Source organism: Microbacterium sp. NPDC089189, from assembly GCF_040685095.1.
GTDB lineage: Bacteria > Actinomycetota > Actinomycetes > Actinomycetales > Microbacteriaceae > Microbacterium.
On record NZ_JBFBHG010000014.1, the window covers coordinates 31,452 to 52,882 of the forward strand.

Annotated in this window: 22 protein-coding genes; 7 read left to right on the plus strand and 15 right to left on the minus strand. The window is 66.6% G+C overall.

Annotation, left to right across the window (positions count from 1 at the left end):
* Window positions 1-37: 37 nt before the first annotated feature.
* Entirely contained in the window at window positions 38-1,300 is a 1,263-nt protein-coding gene (locus AB0N73_RS09625) for an MFS transporter (protein WP_363562801.1), read from the minus strand.
* Between the two features lie 73 nt (window positions 1,301-1,373).
* On the opposite strand from AB0N73_RS09625, the gene AB0N73_RS09630 reads away from it, so the two are divergent.
* On the plus strand, window positions 1,374-2,417 hold the full coding sequence (locus AB0N73_RS09630) for an alcohol dehydrogenase catalytic domain-containing protein (protein WP_363562803.1): 1,044 nt from the start codon (window positions 1,374-1,376) through the stop codon (window positions 2,415-2,417).
* 11 nt (window positions 2,418-2,428) lie between these two features.
* Here the strand turns inward: AB0N73_RS09630 and AB0N73_RS09635 are convergent, their stop codons facing one another.
* The 11 genes from AB0N73_RS09635 to eda form a co-directional block, all read right to left on the minus strand.
* A complete protein-coding gene (locus tag AB0N73_RS09635) occupies window positions 2,429-3,250 on the minus strand; it encodes a hypothetical protein (protein ID WP_363562805.1) in 822 nt (273 codons plus the stop codon).
* Between the two features lie 37 nt (window positions 3,251-3,287).
* Window positions 3,288-4,499 (minus strand): Gfo/Idh/MocA family oxidoreductase, encoded by a 1,212-nt coding sequence (locus AB0N73_RS09640; RefSeq protein WP_363562807.1) that lies wholly within the window; start codon window positions 4,497-4,499, stop codon window positions 3,288-3,290.
* 83 nt (window positions 4,500-4,582) lie between these two features.
* Window positions 4,583-5,467, minus strand: coding sequence for a carbohydrate ABC transporter permease (locus AB0N73_RS09645; protein ID WP_363562809.1), 885 nt, complete (start codon window positions 5,465-5,467; stop codon window positions 4,583-4,585).
* Window positions 5,464-6,408 (minus strand): sugar ABC transporter permease, encoded by a 945-nt coding sequence (locus AB0N73_RS09650; RefSeq protein WP_363562811.1) that lies wholly within the window; start codon window positions 6,406-6,408, stop codon window positions 5,464-5,466. The genes AB0N73_RS09645 and AB0N73_RS09650 overlap by 4 nt, the downstream gene beginning before the upstream one ends.
* 51 nt (window positions 6,409-6,459) lie before the next feature.
* On the minus strand, window positions 6,460-7,737 hold the full coding sequence (locus AB0N73_RS09655) for an extracellular solute-binding protein (RefSeq protein ID WP_363562813.1): 1,278 nt from the start codon (window positions 7,735-7,737) through the stop codon (window positions 6,460-6,462).
* Window positions 7,738-7,857: 120 nt separating this feature from the next.
* A complete protein-coding gene (locus tag AB0N73_RS09660; RefSeq protein ID WP_363562815.1) occupies window positions 7,858-8,649 on the minus strand; it encodes an SDR family oxidoreductase in 792 nt (263 codons plus the stop codon).
* A complete protein-coding gene (locus tag AB0N73_RS09665; RefSeq protein ID WP_363562817.1) occupies window positions 8,646-9,482 on the minus strand; it encodes a sugar phosphate isomerase/epimerase family protein in 837 nt (278 codons plus the stop codon). Before AB0N73_RS09665 ends, AB0N73_RS09660 begins: the two co-directional genes overlap by 4 nt.
* 28 nt (window positions 9,483-9,510) lie before the next feature.
* A complete protein-coding gene (locus tag AB0N73_RS09670; RefSeq protein WP_363562819.1) occupies window positions 9,511-10,956 on the minus strand; it encodes an MFS transporter in 1,446 nt (481 codons plus the stop codon).
* A 121-nt stretch (window positions 10,957-11,077) separates the two neighbouring features.
* Window positions 11,078-11,875: an IclR family transcriptional regulator gene (locus AB0N73_RS09675; protein WP_363562821.1), complete on the minus strand. Its 798-nt coding sequence runs from the start codon at window positions 11,873-11,875 to the stop codon at window positions 11,078-11,080.
* 124 nt (window positions 11,876-11,999) lie between these two features.
* Entirely contained in the window at window positions 12,000-12,581 is a 582-nt protein-coding gene (locus AB0N73_RS09680) for an AAA family ATPase (protein ID WP_363562823.1), read from the minus strand.
* Window positions 12,578-13,225, minus strand: coding sequence for a bifunctional 4-hydroxy-2-oxoglutarate aldolase/2-dehydro-3-deoxy-phosphogluconate aldolase (gene eda / locus AB0N73_RS09685; protein ID WP_363562826.1), 648 nt, complete (start codon window positions 13,223-13,225; stop codon window positions 12,578-12,580). The genes AB0N73_RS09680 and eda overlap by 4 nt, the downstream gene beginning before the upstream one ends.
* A gap of 189 nt (window positions 13,226-13,414) precedes the next feature.
* Between eda and AB0N73_RS09690 the strand changes: the two genes are divergently transcribed.
* From AB0N73_RS09690 to AB0N73_RS09715, 6 genes are read left to right on the plus strand one after another with little or no spacing between them, the layout of a single operon-like run.
* Window positions 13,415-14,374 carry a Gfo/Idh/MocA family oxidoreductase gene (locus AB0N73_RS09690; RefSeq protein WP_363562828.1) on the plus strand — a complete coding sequence of 320 codons (960 nt, stop codon included), beginning with the start codon at window positions 13,415-13,417 and terminating at the stop codon, window positions 14,372-14,374.
* Window positions 14,367-15,362, plus strand: coding sequence for a LacI family DNA-binding transcriptional regulator (locus AB0N73_RS09695; protein WP_363562830.1), 996 nt, complete (start codon window positions 14,367-14,369; stop codon window positions 15,360-15,362). Before AB0N73_RS09690 ends, AB0N73_RS09695 begins: the two co-directional genes overlap by 8 nt.
* Window positions 15,359-15,922 carry a VOC family protein gene (locus AB0N73_RS09700; protein WP_363562832.1) on the plus strand — a complete coding sequence of 188 codons (564 nt, stop codon included), beginning with the start codon at window positions 15,359-15,361 and terminating at the stop codon, window positions 15,920-15,922. Before AB0N73_RS09695 ends, AB0N73_RS09700 begins: the two co-directional genes overlap by 4 nt.
* Window positions 15,919-16,839, plus strand: a complete 921-nt coding sequence (locus AB0N73_RS09705) for a sugar phosphate isomerase/epimerase (protein ID WP_363562834.1) — start codon at window positions 15,919-15,921, stop codon at window positions 16,837-16,839. Before AB0N73_RS09700 ends, AB0N73_RS09705 begins: the two co-directional genes overlap by 4 nt.
* A complete protein-coding gene (locus AB0N73_RS09710; protein ID WP_363562836.1) occupies window positions 16,836-17,816 on the plus strand; it encodes a Gfo/Idh/MocA family oxidoreductase in 981 nt (326 codons plus the stop codon). The genes AB0N73_RS09705 and AB0N73_RS09710 overlap by 4 nt, the downstream gene beginning before the upstream one ends.
* Window positions 17,792-18,565 carry an SDR family oxidoreductase gene (locus tag AB0N73_RS09715; protein WP_363562838.1) on the plus strand — a complete coding sequence of 258 codons (774 nt, stop codon included), beginning with the start codon at window positions 17,792-17,794 and terminating at the stop codon, window positions 18,563-18,565. The genes AB0N73_RS09710 and AB0N73_RS09715 overlap by 25 nt, the downstream gene beginning before the upstream one ends.
* Window positions 18,566-18,812: 247 nt before the next feature.
* Here the strand turns inward: AB0N73_RS09715 and AB0N73_RS09720 are convergent, their stop codons facing one another.
* The 3 genes from AB0N73_RS09720 to AB0N73_RS09730 form a co-directional block, all read right to left on the minus strand.
* Window positions 18,813-19,496 (minus strand): SDR family NAD(P)-dependent oxidoreductase, encoded by a 684-nt coding sequence (locus AB0N73_RS09720; protein ID WP_363562840.1) that lies wholly within the window; start codon window positions 19,494-19,496, stop codon window positions 18,813-18,815.
* 47 nt (window positions 19,497-19,543) lie between these two features.
* Window positions 19,544-20,641 (minus strand): alkene reductase, encoded by a 1,098-nt coding sequence (locus AB0N73_RS09725; RefSeq protein ID WP_363562842.1) that lies wholly within the window; start codon window positions 20,639-20,641, stop codon window positions 19,544-19,546.
* Between the two features lie 389 nt (window positions 20,642-21,030).
* On the minus strand, window positions 21,031-21,411 hold the full coding sequence (locus AB0N73_RS09730) for a helix-turn-helix transcriptional regulator (RefSeq protein WP_363562844.1): 381 nt from the start codon (window positions 21,409-21,411) through the stop codon (window positions 21,031-21,033).
* Window positions 21,412-21,431 lie beyond the last annotated feature (20 nt).

Here is a 21,431-nt window from a genome sequence, read left to right on the forward strand (position 1 = left end):
CTGACCGGCCCCTCCCACTCCCCCGAGACGCCGTCGCTCACTCCTCGCCCGCACCATCCTCATCGTCGACGGGCGCCGCGGCGGCGATGTGCGAGATCGGGCGCCAGACGAGCAGCAGCGTGATCGCCGCACCGACGAACGCGAACCACCACGGTCCGGTGAGCCCCCACACCTGCGCGATGATGCCGCCGAGCGCCTGGCCGATCACGAGTCCGCCGAAGATGCCGACCATGTTGACCGACGCGATCCGACCCTGCAGTTCGTGCGGCACGAGTCGCTGACGCACGGTCGTCGAGATCGTCGCCCACACGAACGCGTAGGCGCCGAAGGCGATCATGATGACGAAGGCGACGGCGCCCGACGTCGTGAGCGCGAACGCGAGGTGCATGAGCACCTCGGCCGACAGGCACACGCGCATCAGCGTCGCGAACGAGAAGCGGCGTTCGAGGCGGCCGTACAGCACGGTGGCCAGCAGTCCGCCGATCGCCGACGCCGTGGTCAGCGCACCGTACCCGACGGGGCCCATCTGCAGATACTCCGTCGCGTACAGCACGAGCACACCCCAGGGTGCCGCCCACGTGACGTTGAACGCGAGGATGATGACGACGAGCGTGCGCACCGGCGGGTTCTGCCAGAGCCACCGGATGCCGCTCGCGATGTCGGTGTGCACCGCCGGCCGCTCGCGCTCGGCCCGCGTGGCCTCGGCGCGCGTCGTGGCGGTGATCCGCGAGATCAGGATGACGGCGAACGCCACGCAGATCGCCTGCACCGCGAACGGCCAGAACGAGCCGAGCGCGAAGAGGAATGCGCCCAGCGGCGGGCCTCCGAGCTGGTTGGCGACGAGGAAGCCCGCCTGCAGTCGCGCGTTGCCGATGCCGAGATCCGGCTTGGTCACCATCATGGGCAACAGGGTGCTGCTGGTGGTGTCGACGAACACCTCGGCGGTGCCGTAGAGGAAGGCGACGACCAGCACCATCCAGATGCTCGTGATGCCGGTCACCAGGAACACGCAGAGGCCGACGAGCACCAGGGCACGGATGCCGTTCGCCACCATGATCAGGGCGCGCCGGTCGACCCGGTCGGCGATGGCCCCGGCGTGCAGACCGAACAGCAGCCAGGGCAGGAACTGCATGATCGCGCCCGATGCGACGAGGACCGGCGAGTCGGTCAGCGATGCGATCAGCAGCGGGGATGCCGCGAGGGCGATCCCGTCGCCGATGTTGCTCGTGACCGACGACGCGAACAGCCATCGGAAGTCGCGTCCCAGCCGTCGCGGCGCGACCCACTCCCCGATACCCACCGCACGAATCTAGGGCACTCCTGCGACACCGCCGGTGTCGGCCGCCCCGCGCCCGTTCGCATACCGTGGTCCCGTGCGCGCGATGGTGATGGACGGGTTCCGGCAGCAGGTCGAGGTTCGAGAGGTTGCGGACCCGCAGCCGCCGGCGAACGGGGTGGTCGTGGAGGTGCGCGCGGCGGGGCTGTGCCGCAGCGACTGGCACGCGTGGGCCGGCCACGACGACATCGCGCTCCCCCACGTGCCGGGTCATGAGCTCGCCGGGGTCATCGTCGCCGTCGGAGCCGATGTGCGCCGCTTCGCGCCCGGCGACCGCGTCACGGTGCCCTTCGTCTGCGGATGCGGCGTCTGCGAGTGGTGTCGGGCGGGCGATGCCCAGGTATGCCCGCACCAGCAGCAGCCCGGTTTCACCCACTGGGGCGCGTTCGCCGAGCGGGTCGCGCTGCACGCAGCCGACACCAATCTCGTCACCGTCCCCGACGCGGTCTCGTTCGAGGCCGCCGCGGCTCTCGGATGCCGATTCGCAACGGCGTTCCGCGCGCTCACGGCCCGTGCCCACGTGCGGGCCGATGAGTGGGTCACGGTCGTCGGTGCCGGCGGGGTGGGGTTGAGCGCGGTCATGATCGCGAAGGCCCTGGGTGCCCGCGTCGTCGCCGTGGACCGCAATCCCGCCGCCCTCGGGGTGGCGCGCACGCTCGGCGCCGATCACACCGTGCTCTCCGACGGCGCCGTGCCCGATCGGGTGCACGCGCTGACGTCGGGAGGCAGCCACGTGTCGGTGGATGCGGTCGGCAGTGAGCAGACGTGCGCCGACGCGATCATGAGCCTGCGCCGACGCGGACGGCACGTGCAGGTCGGGCTGCTGCCGACCGCGACCGGCCTGTCGGGCGTGCCGATGGGCCGGGCGATCGCGTGGGAGCTCGACCTACTGGGCAGCCACGGCATGGCCGCGGTGGACTACCCGGCGATGCTGGCCCTCATCGCGTCGGGCAGCCTGCGCCCACAGGCGCTCATCGAGCGCGTCGTCGGCCTGCACGAGGCGGCATCCCTTCTCACCCGCATGGACACCGCCTCTCCCGCGGGCATGACGATGATCGACCCGCGACGCGGCGCCGCGTGACGGTGGCCGGTTCACCGATCTCGGACGAAATCCTCGACGGACGCGCCCTCGAACCCGAAGAATGCCAGATATGCGGGCACCATCTCGAGCAGCATGTCGCGGCCGGCTTGGATCCTGCAGCCTCTTCGCTGGGCCTCCACCAAGAACGGGGTGAGCTCGGGTTTGTTGACGGCATCCGCGACGAAGGTCGTGCTCTCGACGCCGTCAAGGTCGAGGGGCAAAGGATCGCCGGCACGTACACCCAGAGACGTCGCGTTGACGATGAGATCCAAGCCTCTTGAATCCCGTGTTCCAGGACGAGTGTCCACGTGCGGATAGTGAGCCCGGAGACGCTTCGACAGTTCCTCCGCCGACTCCGCATGGCGATTGACGAGGCTGATGCCTCCGACGCCCTCGGCCGCGAGCGACGCGGCGATGGCGGACCCCACCCCGCCGGTGCCGACGATCATGACGCGTTTGCCGGCGCAATCAAACCCTTTGTGGGCGAGGGCTCGCACGAATCCGGCGCCGTCGAACTGGTCGGCGAGGAGGGAACCGTCCTCGCGCTTGACGACGGCGTTCGTCGCGCCGGCAATCGCGGCCGCGGGACTGATCTCGTCGACGAGCTCCATGGTGGTGACCTTGTGGGGCATGGTCACGAGAGCGCCGCGGAGGTTGGTGAGGGTGAAGAGCGCACGGAACAGATCGGGGTAGCCCTCAGCGCGAGCGGACATCGGGATGACGGCGGCGTCGAATCCGTTCCGATCGAGCCAGGGGTTGCACAGCGACGACGAGGCGAACGTGTCCGTCGGGTATCCGATGTGGGCGATGAGTGTCGCTCTACCGGTGATCATGGGGTCCTCTCGGGATGACAGCGAACGGAAAGCAGGTTCATTGGGGACCTTCGCTCGTGCGCGAGGCATCGACCGCAACCAGCTGCACGTCGTCGTAGTCGCCAGCCGCGACCTGGTCGAACCGCACGGGCTTCTTCAGGGTCGACGAGACGTAGATCGATCGGATGACGGCCATCGCGTCGTACGCGTGTTGGACGGTCACGGCGGGCTGGACGCCCGAAGCGATGGCGTTCACGACATCCAGATACTGCCGGTGATGACTGGTCGGGTCGAGGCTGTACTGACCCGCGGGCGCCGGCGGAAGGTCGAAACCGAGACGGACCGTTCGCCCGCCTTTGTCGACGGGCACGGTGCCGACCTGATTGCCATCCGCGGATGTCAGACCCATCGGCCCGATGTCGACTCCCGGTCTCTCTGTGACATGGAAGTAGGTCAACACGTCGTCTTCGATGATGGCGGAGCCTCGAGATCCCATCACCTGGAGCCGTGTGGACAGTCCGGGGTATGCCGCAGTCGTCGCGTGCACGGCCGCGATCGCCCCTGACTCGAACCGGATCGTCCCGACGACCGAATCCTCAACCTCGATCCCACGGTGAGCGAGGAGGGCCATCTGCCCCGAGACCTCCACGGGTCGCCCGAGAAACGAGAGCAACAGGTCGATGTTGTGGACACCCTGGTTCATCAACGCGCCCCCGCCGTCCAGGGCCCACGTTCCGCGCCAGTCGGCGGAGTCGTAGTAGCTCTGGGGCCGCCACCACGCGGTCGAGGCGATGGCCGATGTGACCCGCCCAAGACGGTGCGACCTCACCGCGTCCGCGACGACGACCGACGCCGCATCGAATCGGTGCTGACTGATGACCGTCGCGACGCACCCGTCGCGCGCGGCATCGGCAGCACGGTCGGCCAGCACTCGAGCTCGGCTCAGATCCACGTCGAGCGGCTTCTCGAGGATCACGTGTCGCCCCGCGTCCAGGGCCAGCGTCGCTTGGGACACGTGCAGTCCGCTCGGCGTGGTGATCACCACCAGGTCGACCTCCGGCGACGCGAGGGCATCGTCGAGCGTCGAGTACTCGCCGGGACGCCGGTAGCCGGCCGCTTCGAGTCGGGCGGCGACGCCGGCGGTGGCGTCCGCAAACGAGTCGACCACCGCGACGACCTCGAGTTCGTCGATTCCCGATGCGATCGCGGCGTGGACCTTTCCCATGGCCCCCGCTCCTACGAGTGCCACACCGATGGTGTCCTTGCTCACGGCATCCTCCTCGAGTGGATGTAGTTCGGGCGGATGTCGGTGCGTACGCTCTTCCTGGGCGGAAGAGCTCCGGCCGCACTGAGCTACCCCTTGACGCCGCCCGACGTCAGGCCAGCGATGAACCACCGCTGGAAGGCGGCGAAGATCGCGAGGACGGGGACGAAGGCGACGATGACGAAGGCGGAGAACAGTCCCCAGAAGTTGCCGAATCCGGTTTGGATGTAGCGGACGATGCCGTTCTGCACGGTCTTCATGTCTTCCGTGGTTGCCAGGACGGTTCCGACGAGGAAGTCATTCCACACGAAGACGAAGATGAAGATGGCGATCGCGGCGATACCGGGGCGGATCAGAGGGATGACGATGCGCCACAGGATCTGGAATCGGGAGCAGCCGTCGATAGCGGCGGCCTCTTCGATCTCGACGGGAATGTTCTCGATGAAGTTGCGGAGGAACAGGATGGTTTGTCCGCAGATGATGGCGGTGTAGACCACGATCAGCATCGGGTAGGTGTTGATGAACGAGGTCTTCACGAACATCGAGTACAGCGCGATGAACACGACGATCGCGGGCACCATCGATAGAACGAGGATGGCGGTCATCAGTGCTTCCATCCGCCGGCTCCGATAGCGGGTGGCGACGTACGCGGCCGGAATGCAGATCGCCAGCGCCAGGACGATCGAGCCTCCGGCATAGACGAGCGAGTTGATGAAGAAGCGGACGTTCGTGGTGGTGTAGATGCCAGCGAAGGATTCGAACGTGATGGGGTCCGGGATCCATGTCGGCGGGAAGGCGATGGTGTCGGCATCCGGCTTGAGCGCGGTGGAGATGATCCACGCGATCGGCGGGAGCACGATGGCGGCCGAGATCACGATGTAGGCCCACGCCGGAATGACGCGCAGCCAATCGGTGCGCTTGCGACGACGCGGCGCGGATCCGGCGGTCAGGATGCGTTCTGTTGCAGTGCTCATAGTGCTTCCTTCCGGCGGAAACGGATGGCGACGAGAGTGAGGGCGGTGTTCACCGCGAAGAGCAGGATCGCGGTCGCTGACGCGCCGGAGAGGTCGAAGTCGAGGAACGTCTGGTTGTAGACGCGCATGGACAATGTCTCCGTGGCATTGAGGGGTCCGCCTCGAGTGGTCACCAGAATGATGGTCACCATCTGCACGTAGAGCATGAGGAGCACGACGGTCACGGAGACGATCGTGTTCCGGAGGAACGGCAACGTGATGCTGACGAATTCCCGCCAGAGGCCCCCTCCATCCATCTTCAGGCTCTCGCGGAGTTCCCCCGGGATGGTCTGCAACGCACCCAGGAACAGGAGCATGGCCTGCGGGTACGACCACCACGCGGTGATGAGTGTGACGGCCACAAGAGCGGAGGTGGGAGAGGAGAACACATCCGTGGGCCCGAACCCGAGAGAGGTGGTGATGTACGACGCGGGGCCGTAGTTGGGGTTCAGGAACCACAGCCAGATGACACCGGCGATCGCCTGCGACATCAACCACGGCAGCAGGAACAGACTGCGCACGGTCCGCTTGAACCGGTGCAGACCGTTCAGCACGATCGCCGAGATCAGACCCGCCGGCAGAGCGATCGCCAGAGCCCCCAGCGAGAAGACGAGGGTGGTGCCGATCTGCGTCGGGAGGTCGGGGTCGGAGAACAGCTCCACGAAGCTGTTCAGCCCGGAGAACGCGCCGATCTGGTAGTACGTCGTCTCGTGAAGAGCGGTCCACGCGGTGTAGATGAGCGGGCCGATGAAGACGAACGTGAACACCAGCACGACCGGGACCGCGTACATCCACACGCGCCAGTCGGCGCGGCGCCGGCGGACGCTGGTACTCGGATCGGGGGTGTTCGCTGCGTCGCGAATGCCGGAGGGGACCCCGACGATGCCGCTGGAGAGAGTCATGATGTTCCGATCTCCGGGGAGCCCTCACGGGCTCCCCGGATGCGCTTTCGGTTACTTGTTCGCGGCGTCTTGCGCCGCGCTGATGAACTCGCTGCCCGACAGGCCGTTCAGATACATCGCCTGCCCTGCCTGCGAGAGCCCGGTGGCGAGAGCGATCCAGTTGTCCTGGTACGGGTGCGGCTCGCTGTTGCTCTCGACGTATTCCGCGATGGAGTTGACCGCGTCAGCGTCGGGGGTGGAGAAGTACGGGTCGTCGTAGCTGGACGAGCGGGTAGGGACCTCGCCGCCGCTTGCCAGCCCCGTCGCGGCCTGAGCGCCGGTCATGTACTCGATGAACGTCCATGCGGCGTCCACCTTCTTGCTCCCCGCGCCGATGCCCATCGTCCAGCCGAACGTGGAACCGGTCTCTCCGCCCGTCGAGGCGGTCGGGAGTGCGCTCCACTTGATATCGGGGTTGGTGTTGCCGAAGGTGACGATGCGCTCGGTGCCGAGGATCGACATGGCGACGGTCCCGTTCGCGAGCCCGTCGGTGACGGTCGAGTACGTGTCCGAGACCACGCTGCTGCCCAGCGCATCGGCATCCCGAAGCTTGGTCAGGAACTCTCCGAATTCGTCGGCCTTCTCACCGGCGTAGTCCACGTTCCCGTCCTCATCCCAGATGTCCTGACCGACCTGGCTCATGAAGCAGTCGAAGAAGGTCGCGATGATGGCGGAGTTGTCGGTGTCGGAGAATCCGGTGCCGAAGCCGGTGTAGCCGGCGGCAGCGGCCTTGGCGGCGACGTCGACGACCTCGTCGTACGTGGTCGGCGCGGTGGCACCGATCTGGTCGAGGATGTTCTGGTTGTAGTAGAGCGCGCACGTGCGGTACTCGTAAGGCACGGCCACCTGCTGCCCGTCGGGCCCCGCCAGGGTGTCAGCCGGGCGGAGCCAGTCGTCCACCGCGAGAGCGTCGGCGGGGAGCGGGGTGTAGGCACCGGCCGCCGCCATCTGCGGCACCTGCGGGGTGAACATCTTGAAGACGTCGGGCGCCTGACCGGCGGCCGCTGCCTGCGGCAGACGACTGATCATGTCGCCCAGGGCGACGACCGACAGGTCGATCTTGATGTCGGGGTTGGCTTCTTCGAACGCTGCGATGTTCTCTCGCAGAGCGTTGGATCTGGGGTTGTCCTGGCTGGGGTCCAGGAAGTCCCAGTAGGTCAACGTCACGGGGCCACCTTCACCGCTCGATCCCCCACCACCGGCGGAATCGTCCGCCGGTGCACAGGCGGCCAGCGTGAGGCTCGCCGCCGCAGCGGCTGCCAGCGCGATGCTCCATCGCTTCTTGATCATGTCCTTCTCTCCTTTGAGATGTGTTCGCCTGGTTTGGCTGCTGTGTGCCCGGGAAAGCGAGTGGCCCGTGTCCGTGGTGCGCGGCCCGAGCACGTGCCGGCGCGCGGGCCATGTCAATGGCTATGCCTTCGACGTGGGTTTGCCGGGGATGTGGCTGAGGATCGACTTGGTGAAGCCTCCATCGACGCAGACGTCCTGTCCGGTGACGTAGCCCGCGAGGGGGCTGATGAGGAACTCGATGACGTTGGCGATGTCGATCGGCTGTCCGATCCGGGCGAGCGGAATGATGGCTTCCCGCCCCTCCTTGATCGCGGGATCACGATAAAGCTCGGTGTTCATCCCCGTTCTGGTCATCCCGGGCGACACCACGTTCACGCGGATCCCATCCGGAGCCCACTCCAACGCGAGAGTCTGCGCAAGCAGCGTCAACGCAGCCTTCGTCGGACTGTAGGCGCCGGACCCGGCGTGCGGGATCTGCCCCGACATGGATGAGGTGAACACCGCCGCACCTTCACTGTCACGCAGGTGCGGGTAGCTGGCCTTCGCCAGAAGCCACGCTCCACGGAGGTTGACGGAGAACATGTTCTCCCAGTCCTCCAGCGTGACGTCGGTGAGGGCACCCGGCTTGGCGATACCCGCATTCGCCACGAGAGCGTCCAGCCCCCCGAACTCCTCGACGGCAGCGGCGACCAGCGTCGCGGGAACCTCGGGGTCGCGCAGATTGCCTGTCAAGGCGATCGCGGTGCCGCCGGCGGCGCGGACGGCTTCGACGACCTCTTCGTGCTGCGGACCGGAGGTGTGCCCGCACACCGCGATCATCGCGTCCTCGCCGCGCGCGAGGGCCGCTTCGGCGATCCTCACGCTGGCGGCGGCACCGATTCCGCTGCTTCCTCCGCTGACCAGAGCTCTCATCGCACGACCTCCTCGGCGCGGTTGTTCTCGACACTCCACCCCGCGGCGTTCAGATCCCGCAGCGCGGTCGCGAACTCCTCGAGGGTGTTCTCGTCACGAATGACTTCCAGGACGACGTTGTCGACTCCGAGCGTCGCGTCGACGACAGCGCCCAACGCGGCCCAATCGATGACGCCCGTGCCGATGGGGTCGTGCCCCCAGACATCGGTGCCGGTGTCCGAGATGTGGATGAGCGGGATCAGGTCGCGGTACTCCCGCAGAGCCGCAACGGGGTCTTCCCCGATGTAGGCGGCGTTGGCCACGTCGTACACGATCTTCAGTGCGTCATCGTCCACCGTGCGAACCACCTGCGCCAGGGTCTCGATGGTGGGGGTGAAGCAGTAAGGGGTCTGTTCGAAGAGCAACCGCGTTCCCGCGCGCTTCGCCCGGGGAACGAGGGTCTCCAGGCTGTCGTGGAGCCATCCGTGCACCTGTTCGAGACTCGGAGAGATCATCGGGCGACGCGTACCCGGGGAGATGATGATCTCCCCGACGTTCCACTCCGCGGCCAGGTCGATGACGGACGTGATGTGCTCGATGCTCTTGTCCCGCATGCTGGCAGCAGGGCTGGCGAGATTGAGGTCGTATCCCCCGGCGTTGAGCGAGCGGATGCCGGCGCCTGCATCCTCAAGCGTGCGGCGGATCGCAGCGCGGTCAGCGCTGGAGGTCTCCACGGGCCAGCAGTGCGGCGAGCTGATCGGCACCTCGAACGTGCGGTACCCGTTGTCGATCAGCTCCGTGATCGCTTCGTGGGCCGATGCCTTCCAGAGGTACGAGAACGTGTTGATGATCATGCGGGGTGTCCTTTCCGTTCTGCGGTGGTCACTGCTCGGTGGTCACTGCTCGGCGATCACGTGAGGCGCGAGTGTCGCGGCGACGCGCGTCCGACACCGTGACGGCCGGATCGTCCGCCACGACCGAGATGCTGTCCGTTGCCGAGACGGTGGCCCGCGGTGCCCGGCTGCCGGTCTCCGGCAGGGTGAAGTAGATGATCAGGCAGATGGTGACGACGACGATCATGTAGACCGCGACTCCCATAGGGTTTCCGGCGCCGACGAATGCTGCAGCGATGAGGGGCGCTGTTCCGCCGAACACGGCGATCACGATCTGGTGGGCGAAACCGATCCCGGAGACACGAACCGCGGCGGGGAACAGCTCCGCCTGAATGGTGGGGTACACGGACTGCCAGATGCCGAGGACGACCCAACCGGACGCCGCTACGAGCACGTAGATCCAGAAGCCCGGCGTCTGCAGAAGAAGCAGCAACGGGAAGAAAAGGACGATCATGCCGATCGCGCCGACGATGGGGAAGATCTTGCGTCGGCCGAGTCGGTCGGAGATGTACCCGCAGGTCGGGACGACGATCACGAGCAGGACGAGGCCGATGACACTGCCCGCCAAAGTGGAGGACAAATCGCGACCCGAGGTGAGGTTCGCGTACGTCGGCAGGAACGTCGCCCAGGTGTAGTAGGCCACGGCGGGGGCCGAGAGGGCCGCGGTCTGCAGGATGGCCTTCGGGTGATTGCGCAGCAGTTCGAGGAGTTTCTTGGGCGCGGACTTCTGCTCGGCCATCGCGCTGGCTTCGAACTCGGGCGACTCGTCCGAGCGGGCGCGGAGCACGAGTCCGGCCACGCCGAGGATGCCGCCGACGATGAAGGGGATTCGCCATCCCCACGACGCGAGAACATCGGGGGCGAAAGCCGAGGTCACGATGGCCGCGGCTCCGGTGGCGGCCAGAGTCGCCAGGCCACTGGCCATATTGGTGAAGGAGCCGAAGAGGCCACGTCGATTCGCGGGTGCGTGTTCGACCATGAACGCGATCGCGCTCTGTCCCTCAGTTCCGGCGGAGATGCCCTGAAGGATGCGAGCGACGACGAACATGATCGGCGCGAGGTAGCCGACGACGGCGAAAGGCGGTGTGAGGCCGATGATCAGGGCACCCAGGGCCATACCCGACACCGCGAGGGAGAGAATCCGGCGGCGCCCGTACCTATCTGCGAGCGGAGAGAGGATGATGCCGCTCAGTGGGCGAACGATGAACCCGATGGCGTAGGTCAAGAACGCGGCGATGAGCGACGCGAACGGGGAGTCCGACGGGAAGATCTGCGAGGAGAAGACCGCCGCGAGGAGGCCATACACGTACCAGTCGTACCATTCGACGAAGTGCCCGACGGTGCCGGCCAGCAGGTTGCGTGCCTGGCCCTTTCGGACGGGGCGTCCGGTTATCTCGGCAGCAGGTTCGCTGGCGGTACGGGGAGCCGAAGTCATCGAGCTTCTCCTTCGAAGGCGCGCGCCGGCTCACCCGGAGCCGACCGTGGACATGGTTGACAGCGGCTGATCGCGTCGGATCAACCGGAAAGTGGAACGATTCTCGGCGGGTGGGCGAGAACTAGGCGGACAACTCCTCGCTCGCCACGAGGTAGGCGTAGCTCGGCCAGCTCTTGGCGATCTCCGCCGCTGAGGCCAACAGCAGCGGGGAGAGCTCGGCCATCCGCGCGCGCGTCATCCGCACGGACGGGCCCGCGATGCTGATGGTGCCCGTCGCCTCGCGTCCCGTTCCCGCCCCGAAGATGGGAGCGGCGACAGCATTGATGCCGAGGTCCATCTCCTCGAACGTCGTCGCGTACCCGCGGTGTCGCACTTCGTCGAGCTCGGTGCTGAGCGCAGGTCGGTCGAGGGAAGACCGGGATGTCACACTCAGGCGGTCCTCATGATCCAGGACGGTCTCTATGCGCTCCGCACTGAGCGTGGCCAGCCAGGCCTTGCCGGATGCGGTCGCGTGCGGAACGACATCCTGCCCCATCACAGGATCCAGACGGAGCGATGAGTTGGAGCCCTGGGCTTTGGCGATCCATTGCATGGTGTCGTTGGTGGCGACGGCCAAACGCACGAGCTCCTCGCAATCAGCGGCGAGAGAATCCAGCGAGCGCTGCGCCCATGTCCCCACGCCCGATGAGGAAAGTTGACGCAGGCCGAGGGCGCCGAGGCTGTGGGTGGCCACATAGCTCGAAGTGCGCGCGTCCTGAAGGACGTATCCCGCGTTCATCAGCGCTGCGAGAAGGCGGTGAGCGATGGCCTTGTTGACGCCCAGCCGCTCGGCGATCTCGCTGACGCGCCGGCCCTCAGGCCGCGAAGCCAGCAGCTCGAGCGTGTGCATCGCGTGCGCAACGTCTTCCGCTAGTGCCATGGTGTGATTCCTCATCGTCGGGGATCAGTAACAGCGTTTCCGTAACGCCGTTACTGACGATCGCATGCCTCCGTGGATCTGTCAAGGATCCGCTGGAGATGTTCGCGGACCCGCTCGCTCGGCGTCAGATCAGCGCGGCCAGACGTTCGAGCGCGGAGTCGTCGTCGTTGGACACGCTCACGTGCTCCCCCGTGCTCCAACGGCAACGCAGAGTGCCGTACCTCGCCCAGTAGGCGTCCCAGTCGGCGAGCTTGACGCGGTCACGGGCGCTCCCGCGTTCGATCAGACGCCGTCGAACGACGTCGCGTGACGTCTCGACATGGATCACCCGAATACGGGTCATCGGCCATTTCGCGTTCTCAGTGGCACGGCGCAGAAAGTCCTCATCGTCCAGATAAGCGACGAAGGGTGCGTCCAGGACGACGGAGAGCCCTAGTTCGAGATTGCGGCCCGCAGTGTCGAAGAGCGTCTCGTACTCCGCCGGCATGACTTTCTCGAAGTACAGCGCGTTCGATTCACGGTCGGACGGGTCCTGCCCGAGAGCCTCGAGCGCGACTCGCACGAGCGGGCCGGCGAGGGTGTCCTTGTCGAGGTAGACCGCCCCGGCGAGCCTGCTGAGATACGCGGACAGAGTCGATTTTCCGGATCCCGCACCACCCAGCGTGATGTACGCGACCGGAACGACCGCCTCCTCGGACGTCGTCACCGCTTCACTCGCGCGATCGCAGCGACGAACTCTGCGGCCGCGTCGGTCACCCTGGCCATGTCGCCGTTCGGGCGTCCGGCCTTGGTGATGGCGCTGCCCACTCCAACGGCCGTGACGCCGGCGCTGAACCAGTCGCCCACGTTGGAGGGAGTCACCCCGCCCGCCGGGAGGAGCGGGATGTGGGCGAGGGGCGCGAGCACCGCCTTGGTGTACGGGATGCCTCCGGCTTCGGTCGGGAACAGCTTGACGATATCGGCGCCCGCCTCGGCGGAGTCGAGGATCTCCGTGGGCGTGTAGGCCCCGCTGATGGTCGCGACCTGATAGCGGTTGGCGACCCGGATCATCGCGGGATTCAGGTTGGGGCTGACGAGGAACTGAGCCCCGGCTTGGATGCTCGACCAGGCGGCGTGCTCGTCGAGGACGGTGCCCGCGCCGATGACCACATCATCCTGAGGGAAGCGTTCTGCGAGACGCCGGATGACGTCGACCGCACCGGGGATCGAGAGCGTGATCTCCAGCGCGCGGATGCCGCCCGCCACCGCCGCGACGGCGACCTCGTAGGCCTCCTCGGCGGTGTCGAGGCGCACGATCAGCACGTTGCCGGAGTCGCGGATGGTCTGGAGGACATCGATTTTGGTGAACATGACTTCGAGGAATACACCACTTCGGAGAGTTGCGCGAGTGGACGATCGGGTGTCGTTGACAGCGTCGAGGCACGTGTGCCACGATTTCTGAGATCGATCTCAGCAATCGATCTCATTTCTGAGAGTGTGCTAAGACGAGAGAGGGAGAAGTCACAGGCGATGAAGCCCGAAACGAAGGATGTGCGCCCCATGGCCGTTCTGGTGGGCGTCGCGCATTGGCATGCGCCGCTCTACCTCGACGGTCTTTCGAGACGGTTCCGCGTTGTGGCCGTGCAGGACGCCCACCTGGCCACCGCCGAACGGTTCGCCGCCCGGCTGGACGCCTCCGCCACATCAGACGTCGACGTCGCCCTCGATCACGAGAGGATCGACGTCGCGTTCGTCTTCAGCCCCCACCATCAGATGCTCGCGAATGCTCGGAAACTCATCCGACGGCGCATTCCGTTCGTGATCGAGAAGCCCGCCGGCGTCGACCTGGGCGAGCTGAGACAGCTGGAGCAAGAGACACGCCTGGCCGAGGTCGCAGTGACCGTCGCACTGGTGCAACGCGGCGCGCCCATCGACTCCTGGCTGCGCCAGGCTGGAGACATCGTCTACGAGCGGATGGCTTTCGTCGCCGGGCCCGCGCATCGGTACCGTCGGAACGGGAACCCGTGGATGCTGGATCCGGCGTTGTCGGGGGGCGGCAGCTTGATGAACCTCGGCCCGCATTTCGTCGACATGGCGCTTCGCCACATCGGCCACCCCACCGAGGTCGTCCGCCGTCGATCCTCGGCGCTGCACGGAGAGGGCGTAGACGATCACGCAACACTCATGTTGCGCACCAGCGCGGGTCGAGAAGCCATCGTGGAGGTCGGATACGCCTTTCCCGACTCACCGCTGAAACGCTATTGCAGCTTCACCGCGGCCGGCACCCGCGGGTTCGCCGCCGTCGACACCACCGGCAACGCCTCCTTCACCGACACCTCCGGCGTGACGACGACCGCCATCCTCGAGGTCGACAGCGACCCCCTGTACGAGAAGTTGGTCGACGACGTCGCCGATACCCTCGCGAGCGGATTCGCGGGCATGTCGACCCTGTCGGAGCTCCTGTCCGCGATGGAGCTCATCTGGCCACCCGAAGAAGACGAGGCGGACCCCCATGGCTGAAGTGAGCATCGACGATGTCGCCGAGGCGGCGGGTGTCCACCGCTCCACCGTGTCTCGTGCGTTCTCGCGGCCGGACGCCGTTCGCACCGCCACACGGGAGCACGTACTCCAAGTAGCCGCCCGGCTGGGCTACTCGATGAACCCGCTGGCCCAAGCGCTTCGCCGCGGCTCGAGCAATCTCGTCCCCCTGATCGTCCCGGACATCACGAATCCCTTCTTTGCTGAGCTCGCCCGCGCAACAACCGCGGCCGCCGAGGCACGCGGATACCAGCTGCTGCTCTGCATTACCGGGGGCGATACCGGCCAGACCGCCGGCTACCTCAGTTCGATGCGCTCGATGTACTCCCCGTTCGGCGTCGTCGCTCCGTCCACTCGCGTCGATCTCGAGGCGCTGCGTGAGTACACATTCCAGAACAGGATCGTCGTCATCGACCGCGTGGAAGACGACCCCTCCGTTCCCACCGTCACGGTCGACAGTGCGCACGGCATCGACCTCGCCTTCGACCATCTCCTCGGCCTCGGTCACACGCGCATCGCTTACGCGCCGGGCATCATCGGTACGCACACGGCGCAAGACCGCTGGGACGCCTACCATCGCGCGGCCCACCGCCACGACGTCGCGCCGGTGGCGTTGGAAGCTGCCGCGGACGCCGACCTGGCTGCCGGGATCGTCGACCACTGGTTACGCGAACCGGATCGCCCCACGGCGATGATCGCGAGCAACGATGCGATCGCGTTCGCGGTGATCTCCGAACTCGGCGCCCGCGGGTTCACCGTGCCGGGCGATCTGTCCGTCGTCGGCTTCGACGGGCTCGACTCCGGAGCGCACTTCAATCCCCGGCTCACCAGCGTCCGCCAACCCGTCACCGAACTCGGTCAGCTCGCGATCGAGCTGGGAGAGGCCCTGCTCGCAGAGGGTCCGCCCGAACACGTCGTCCTCCAACCGACTCTCCTCATCCGCTCATCGACCCAGAAACTTCACCGATGACTCCCACCTCTCCGGGCCTTCCCGGTCTGCAGTACGTCGACCATGTGGCGTTCACCGTGCCCGATCTCGACGACGCCACCCACCTGTTCACTGTGCTCCTCGGCGCCGAGGTGCTGTACGAATCCACCCGCGGCCCTGATGCGGCCGCGATGCCGGAACACTTCGGGGTACCCGCCGATGCGCATTTGAGACTGCGTATGTTGCGGCTGCCGCCCAACCTCAACGTCGAACTGTTCCAGTGGTGGAGCGCGGATCGCTCGCCGGTGTTCCCCCGCGCCAGCGACGCCGGCGGCCACCACCTCTGCTTCGTGGTGAACGACGTCGACGACGTTGTCACAGCCGTGGCCGACCTCCCCGATATCGAGATCCTCGGTGCCCGCAAAGAAGTCGCCGGGGACAGTCCCGCCGTCGCCGGCAACCGATGGGTCTACGCCCGCACATCGTGGGGGCTGATCCTTGAGTTCGTCGACAGGTCACGCGTCGCCGATCCTCCCCCTCTCGTCGGTCCTCGCGATTGGCACGCCCACTCCCCCTCGATCACCACGGAGGCATCTTCATGAGAATCGCCGGACACACCCTCGGCACCCCGCACCACACCGTCCCCGAGGCGCTCGCGCTTTTCGGGCGCTCAGGTCTCGACGCGGCCGAGATCATCTACCAGGACGACTACATCAGCGGCCTCCCGATCGGCGACACCGCAGCCGCGGCTGAAGCAGCACGCGTCGCAGCGGGCGAGGGCGTTCCCATCATCGGCCTCACCCCGTACACGACGGCCATCAACGCGACCGACGAACGCACGCGAGCGGAGGCCGTAGACGAGCTGAAGTCCGCCATCGATATCGCCCACACCCTCGGAGCGACCCGCATCCGGATCTACTCCGGAGCCTGGCAGCCGGATCACACCGACCATGCCGCACACTGGGCGCAGCTCGTGCGCTCGCTCCGCGAGCTCGCCCATCCGGCCGCTCAGGCGGGAGTCCTTCTGTGTGCGGAGAACCACTTCGGCACGATGACGCAGACCGCCAAGGCCACGGCTGACCTCGTTCGCGCTGTCGACTCCCCCGCTGTTCGGGTGCTCTACGACCAGGCCAACCTCACCTTCACCCACGATGAAGACATCGACGCCGCGTTCGCGACGCAGGGCGACCTGATCGGTCACGTGCACGTCAAAGACCTCGTGTTCAAGGACCCGGACGCCCCCTTCGTCGCATCCGAGACCGCCCGCGTGCACGCCTCGGAGCGGGCCGTGATCTCCCGCGTGGTCGGGGATGGCTCTCTCGACTGGGCCCACGTGCTCCGGCGCCTTCGCGATGTCGGCTACGACGATGTGCTCACCCTCGAGTACGAATACCGCTGGCACCCCCAAGACCTCGACGAGCCGGAGACCGGGTTCCGGCGGGGCGCGGAGAACATCAGACGTCTGCTGAGCCAGATCGACAGCGCCACCGCGGCTCGCAACACCGGGACCGCATCGTGACCGCGCTGAGGGTCGGCGTCGTCGGTGCGGGCAACATCGCTAGTATTGCGCAACTTCCCACTCTCGTGCAGCGTGAGGATGTCATCCTGCAGGCCTTGGTCTCCCGCCGCGACGACCCGAGCACGCTGCAGCGTCGATGGGGATTCGCGCACGTCTACCGCTCCGTGGACGAGATGCTCGCCTCCGAGCGACTCGACGCCGTCTTCGTCCTCACTCCGCGTTCCGAGCATGTCGCTGCGGTCGAGAGCGCCCTGCGTGCCGGCGTCGACGTGTTCTGCGAGAAACCGTTGGCCACCTCCACCGCCGACTCGGTACGACTCGCCCAGCTCGCGGACGATCACCGCCGGATTCTCATGGTGGGACTCAACAGACGTTTCGCGCCCGTGTACGTCGCGGCACGCGAAGCTTTCGGAGCTGGCGGTGCGTCCTTCTGCGTCGCGCAGAAGAACCGAGCCGGGTCCGAGTATCGCGCCACCTTCGAGAACGCGATCCACATGGTGGACCTGCTGCGTTGGTTCTGCGGGGGCGACGTCGTGGATGTGTCGGCCGCGGCTGCCGGGACCGACCCCTGGGAAGAAGACGGCACGGCCGCTCTCGTGCGATTCTCCACCGGCAACACCGGTGTGCTCGTCGCAGCGCGCGCCGCAGGGGCGTGGGGCGAGAAGCTCGACGCGTACGGCCAGAGGCGATCCGCCGAGGTCCTGGCCCCCGACAGTGTCGCGGTGACGGTGGACGGCGTCAGGACTGTCCGCTCGATGAGCCCCGAAGCGTTCGGCTGGGCCACGGCGACGGAGACATTCGGCTTCGCCGACGCGGTTCGACACTTCCTCGATCGGGTCCGAGACCGTCAACAACCTCTCACCTCGGGGTGGGAGGCGGCGAAGACTCAACAGCTCCTCGATCAGATCCTCGCCGCTGCCGGTCTTCCGACCGAAGAACAGGAGGGCCGCGCATGGTCGAGCATGGCAGTGAAATGACCTCCACCCATGAGCCTCAGGTCGTCCTCGTCACGGGATCCAGCGGGGGCATCGGCGCGGCTGTCGTCCTCGCGCTCCAGGCGCGTGGTGACATCGTTCTCGGGGCGGATCGTTCGCCCCTGGCCGGACAGATTCTCTCCCGCTTCTTCGAGCTCGATGTCACCGATGAGGTACGAACTGCCGAGGCTGTTCGAGAGGTCGTTGCCGCGCACGGGCGCATCGATGTCCTCGTTCACGCGGCAGGTGTACTCGGCGGCACGCCCGATCCGTTGACCACGACGACCGAGGAGTTCGACCGCATCATGCGCATCAACGCCACCGGCACGTTCACGATCACTCGCGACGTCGGTAACGCGATGCGAGACGGCGGCACGAAGGGCACGATTCTTCTGTTGTCCTCGGTGGCGGCGAAGGAAGCGCGCGTCGATTACCTGCCGTACAACGCGAGCAAGATCGCCGTCCTGCACATCATGTGGTCGATGGCGAAGATCCTCGGCCCGAGCGGCATCTCGGTCAACGCGGTGAACCCGGGTCCCGTCAACACGCCGCTCTGGTCGCAGCTTGCCGATCAGTCGGGCGCCGCTCAGGCCGCGCGCGATGCTCGCGCGGCGCAACTGCCCATGGGCCGGTTCGCCGAGCCCGAGGAAGTCGCCAACGCGATCAGATTCCTCACCGATCCGGACAACAGATACATCACGGGGGTTTCTCTCGACGTCGCAGGTGGAGCGCACCTCGGCATCGGGTCCTGACCCCCGGCACCGCGAGTGCGGCAGTGGCGTGTGATCGGCACGTCACTGCCGCCGTTGCTGTCCATCCCGATTCGGTCCCCCGGGCCGACCGAAGAGGGGCGTCGGTGTCGATCGTTGTCCGAAGGAATGTCGACCAGGCGCGCTGGCAACCGGAGAGAAGGGTCGTGGCGTGCGGGTAATACGAGCACGACGGAGCGAGCCTGCCGGCCAAGAGTCACCGCGAGTGCCCGCACGGGGAGAGCTCGGGTCAGGCCGAGGCGGATGCGCCGTTGAAGTGAAGCTCGATGCCGTCAACGGTCCCTTGGTGCAGCTTCACGAACTCGGCGGCGATCACGTCGGGATCGAAGTCGGTGCCCCGAGCTGTGGGGCCGTTCACCGTGAGGATTCCGACCCGCACGCCGCTCCCGGCGATGTCCTGCGCCAAAGTCAGGGCCACCGATCGCATAGCGGCCTTCCCCGCGCTCAGCGTGCCAAAGCCGCTGCCTGTCGGGAACTCCCCGAACGCGTTGCTGGTGAACAGCAACGACCCCTCTCCTGCGGCAAGGAGTGCCGGTGCGAAGCGGTGCACCAGGTGCTGTGCCGCCCCGGCGTTCACGATGAGGCTCCGCGAGAATGCTGCAGGATCGACCTTGTGCGTCAGGCCCGCGGGCTGGGAGGTGAACGCGTTGAACAAGACGACACTCGGGTCACCCTTCGCCCAGACTCGGATGTCATTGACGGCGGTGTCGATGGAGTCGCCGTCCGCGGCGTCGGCCACGAACGCCTTCGCGGTCGCGCCGTCCGCCTCGAGCTGTGCGACAAGCCACGCGAGCGTCGACCTGGTGCGCGCGATGAGAGCGATCTTGTAGCCGAGCGTTGCGAACTCGCGGGCGGCCGCCGCTCCGATGCCGGGGCCCGCGCCGAAGATGACAGCGGTGTTGCTGAGTGTCATGGAATGTCTCCTGGTGCTCGAAGGAGTCCTCTTTGGCGAAGTGCCGTTTAGTTCGCGTTGTGGGTGGGGTAGTCGGTGTATCCATCGGGCCCGACTCCGTAGAACAGCTCGGGGCGAAGCGCGTTCTCGGGTGCGCCTTCTCGCCACCGAGTGGCAAGGTCGGGGTTTCCGATCAGGGCGCGGCCGACGACGACCGCGTGGACGTGGGGCAGCTCGATCAACGTTGCGGCGTCCTCGCGAGTCGTCGGGACCTCCCTGAATCCGCCGCTGATGAGTGTCTTCCCGCCGAAGTGCTCCGCGAGGGTACGGACGAGGTCGCCGTCGGGCTCCCCGTGCAGGATAGACACATAGGCAAGCCCCAGCGGACGGAGGGACGTCAGGAGGGCGCTGTAGGTGGCCAGCACATCGGGCCGGTCCGTTTCGTTCGTGTCTTGAATCATGTTCTCGGGCGAGATCCGAATTCCGACGCGATCGGCACCGATGGCGTTGGCGACAGCCGTGACCACCTCAACGACGAAACGGGCGCGGTTCTCGGGAGAGCCCCCGTACTGGTCGGTGCGCTGGTTCGCTGCAGGGGCCAAGAACTGATGCAAGAGATACCCGTTGGCGCTGTGGATTTCGACCCCGTCGAGTCCTGCATCGATGGCGCGGCGGGCGGAATCGACGAATTCCTCGACGATACCGGGCAATTCGGCCTCCGTGAGGGCTTCGGGCTGCGCGTGCGCCTCTTGGCCTCTCTCGGTGAAGGTCTGCCCCTGAATTGCGATAGCGCTGGGTGCAACGACTCGGCGGCCACCGTTGATGTTCGGATGTGCACTGCGCCCGCCGTGCATCAGCTGCACGACAATACGCCCGCCGTTGTCATGGACCTTGTCCGCAACGAGCTTCCAGCCGGCCGCCTGTTCTGCGTCGGCTATGCCAGGCTGCCCGACATAGGCCTGCGACCCGTGGGAGGGGTAGGCCCCCTCGCTGACGATGAGGCCCACGCCCGCACGCTGCGCGTAGTACTCAGCCACCAATCCGGTCGGAACCCCCGCGGCACCAGACCGAGTGCGAGTCATGGGCGCCATCACGATGCGATTGGGCACCTCGATAGCTCCAAAAGCGGTGGGCTCAAACAATGCCGACAGCGTGGCGGTAGTCACAATTGACCTCTTCTTCACACGGACTCGTCAGAGCGGATGCCCTGCACAGGCACACTACGGCATCTACGCGTTGACGCGTAGATGGAAAATCTCTGCGGCATAGGTCAAGGGGTCTCACCGGACAGACCGGCCAGGCAGGGAGGAAGGGTCACGCCCGGCGGTAGGGCCCCGGTATTCGGCTCTGTTCAGGGCAAACGCCCGCTGGATGCCGAAGGCATGCGGAACCTACCGTGACGTTCGACCGGCTGTCGGTCGTTCGCTCAGAGCTTCACCGACGGTTCTGGCCGCAGCATCAACGACCACCTAGGCGGCCAGGCACAACGCCATCTCAATCACCGCAACGACAACGAGCAATGCGCAAGGGCGACTCCCCCGCAGAGGCGGTTCGGTCAGCGCCTCTGCGGCGCGAGAACCGGGTCGCTATCGGCTGGCGTGACATACGGCACGACGCGGCCCGCAGCCTCTTTCAGAACGAGGTCGATCAGTCCGGGAAACCGCTGATCGAGATCGTCCTTCCTGAGCGTATTGATGCGGCGGATGCCGATATCGTGCTGTCGAATCAGGCCCGACTCGCGCAACACGCGAAAGTGTCGGGTAAGAACAGATGCGGTGACATCCTGCGTGAAGCCGCTGCATGCCAGCCCCGGGGACGAAGCCAGGGTCACGACGATCGTGAGCCGGGTCGTGTCGGTCAGCGCGCTCATGATCGCAAAGAGATCGAAATCGTCTACGTCGGGGTGGATGAGCGGGGACGCGTATCGACTCGGCATGCAAGGAATGCTAGTCCGCC

Bases quoted from the DNA above. Each gene is read 5' to 3' on its own strand.
- AB0N73_RS09655 (WP_363562813.1), bottom strand. From the start codon at position 7,737: ATGATCAAGAAGCGATGGAGCATCGCGCTGGCAGCCGCTGCGGCGGCG.
- eda (WP_363562826.1), bottom strand. From the start codon at position 13,225: ATGTTCACCAAAATCGATGTCCTCCAGACCATCCGCGACTCCGGCAAC.
- AB0N73_RS09650 (WP_363562811.1), bottom strand. From the start codon at position 6,408: ATGACTCTCTCCAGCGGCATCGTCGGGGTCCCCTCCGGCATTCGCGAC.
- AB0N73_RS09645 (WP_363562809.1), bottom strand. From the start codon at position 5,467: ATGAGCACTGCAACAGAACGCATCCTGACCGCCGGATCCGCGCCGCGT.
- AB0N73_RS09700 (WP_363562832.1), top strand. From the start codon at position 15,359: ATGACTCCCACCTCTCCGGGCCTTCCCGGTCTGCAGTACGTCGACCAT.
- AB0N73_RS09665 (WP_363562817.1), bottom strand. From the start codon at position 9,482: ATGATCATCAACACGTTCTCGTACCTCTGGAAGGCATCGGCCCACGAA.
- AB0N73_RS09670 (WP_363562819.1), bottom strand. From the start codon at position 10,956: ATGACTTCGGCTCCCCGTACCGCCAGCGAACCTGCTGCCGAGATAACC.
- AB0N73_RS09675 (WP_363562821.1), bottom strand. From the start codon at position 11,875: ATGGCACTAGCGGAAGACGTTGCGCACGCGATGCACACGCTCGAGCTG.
- AB0N73_RS09635 (WP_363562805.1), bottom strand. From the start codon at position 3,250: ATGATCACCGGTAGAGCGACACTCATCGCCCACATCGGATACCCGACG.
- AB0N73_RS09660 (WP_363562815.1), bottom strand. From the start codon at position 8,649: ATGAGAGCTCTGGTCAGCGGAGGAAGCAGCGGAATCGGTGCCGCCGCC.
- AB0N73_RS09730 (WP_363562844.1), bottom strand. From the start codon at position 21,411: ATGCCGAGTCGATACGCGTCCCCGCTCATCCACCCCGACGTAGACGAT.
- AB0N73_RS09690 (WP_363562828.1), top strand. From the start codon at position 13,415: ATGGCCGTTCTGGTGGGCGTCGCGCATTGGCATGCGCCGCTCTACCTC.
- AB0N73_RS09695 (WP_363562830.1), top strand. From the start codon at position 14,367: ATGGCTGAAGTGAGCATCGACGATGTCGCCGAGGCGGCGGGTGTCCAC.
- AB0N73_RS09705 (WP_363562834.1), top strand. From the start codon at position 15,919: ATGAGAATCGCCGGACACACCCTCGGCACCCCGCACCACACCGTCCCC.
- AB0N73_RS09720 (WP_363562840.1), bottom strand. From the start codon at position 19,496: ATGACACTCAGCAACACCGCTGTCATCTTCGGCGCGGGCCCCGGCATC.
- AB0N73_RS09715 (WP_363562838.1), top strand. From the start codon at position 17,792: ATGGTCGAGCATGGCAGTGAAATGACCTCCACCCATGAGCCTCAGGTC.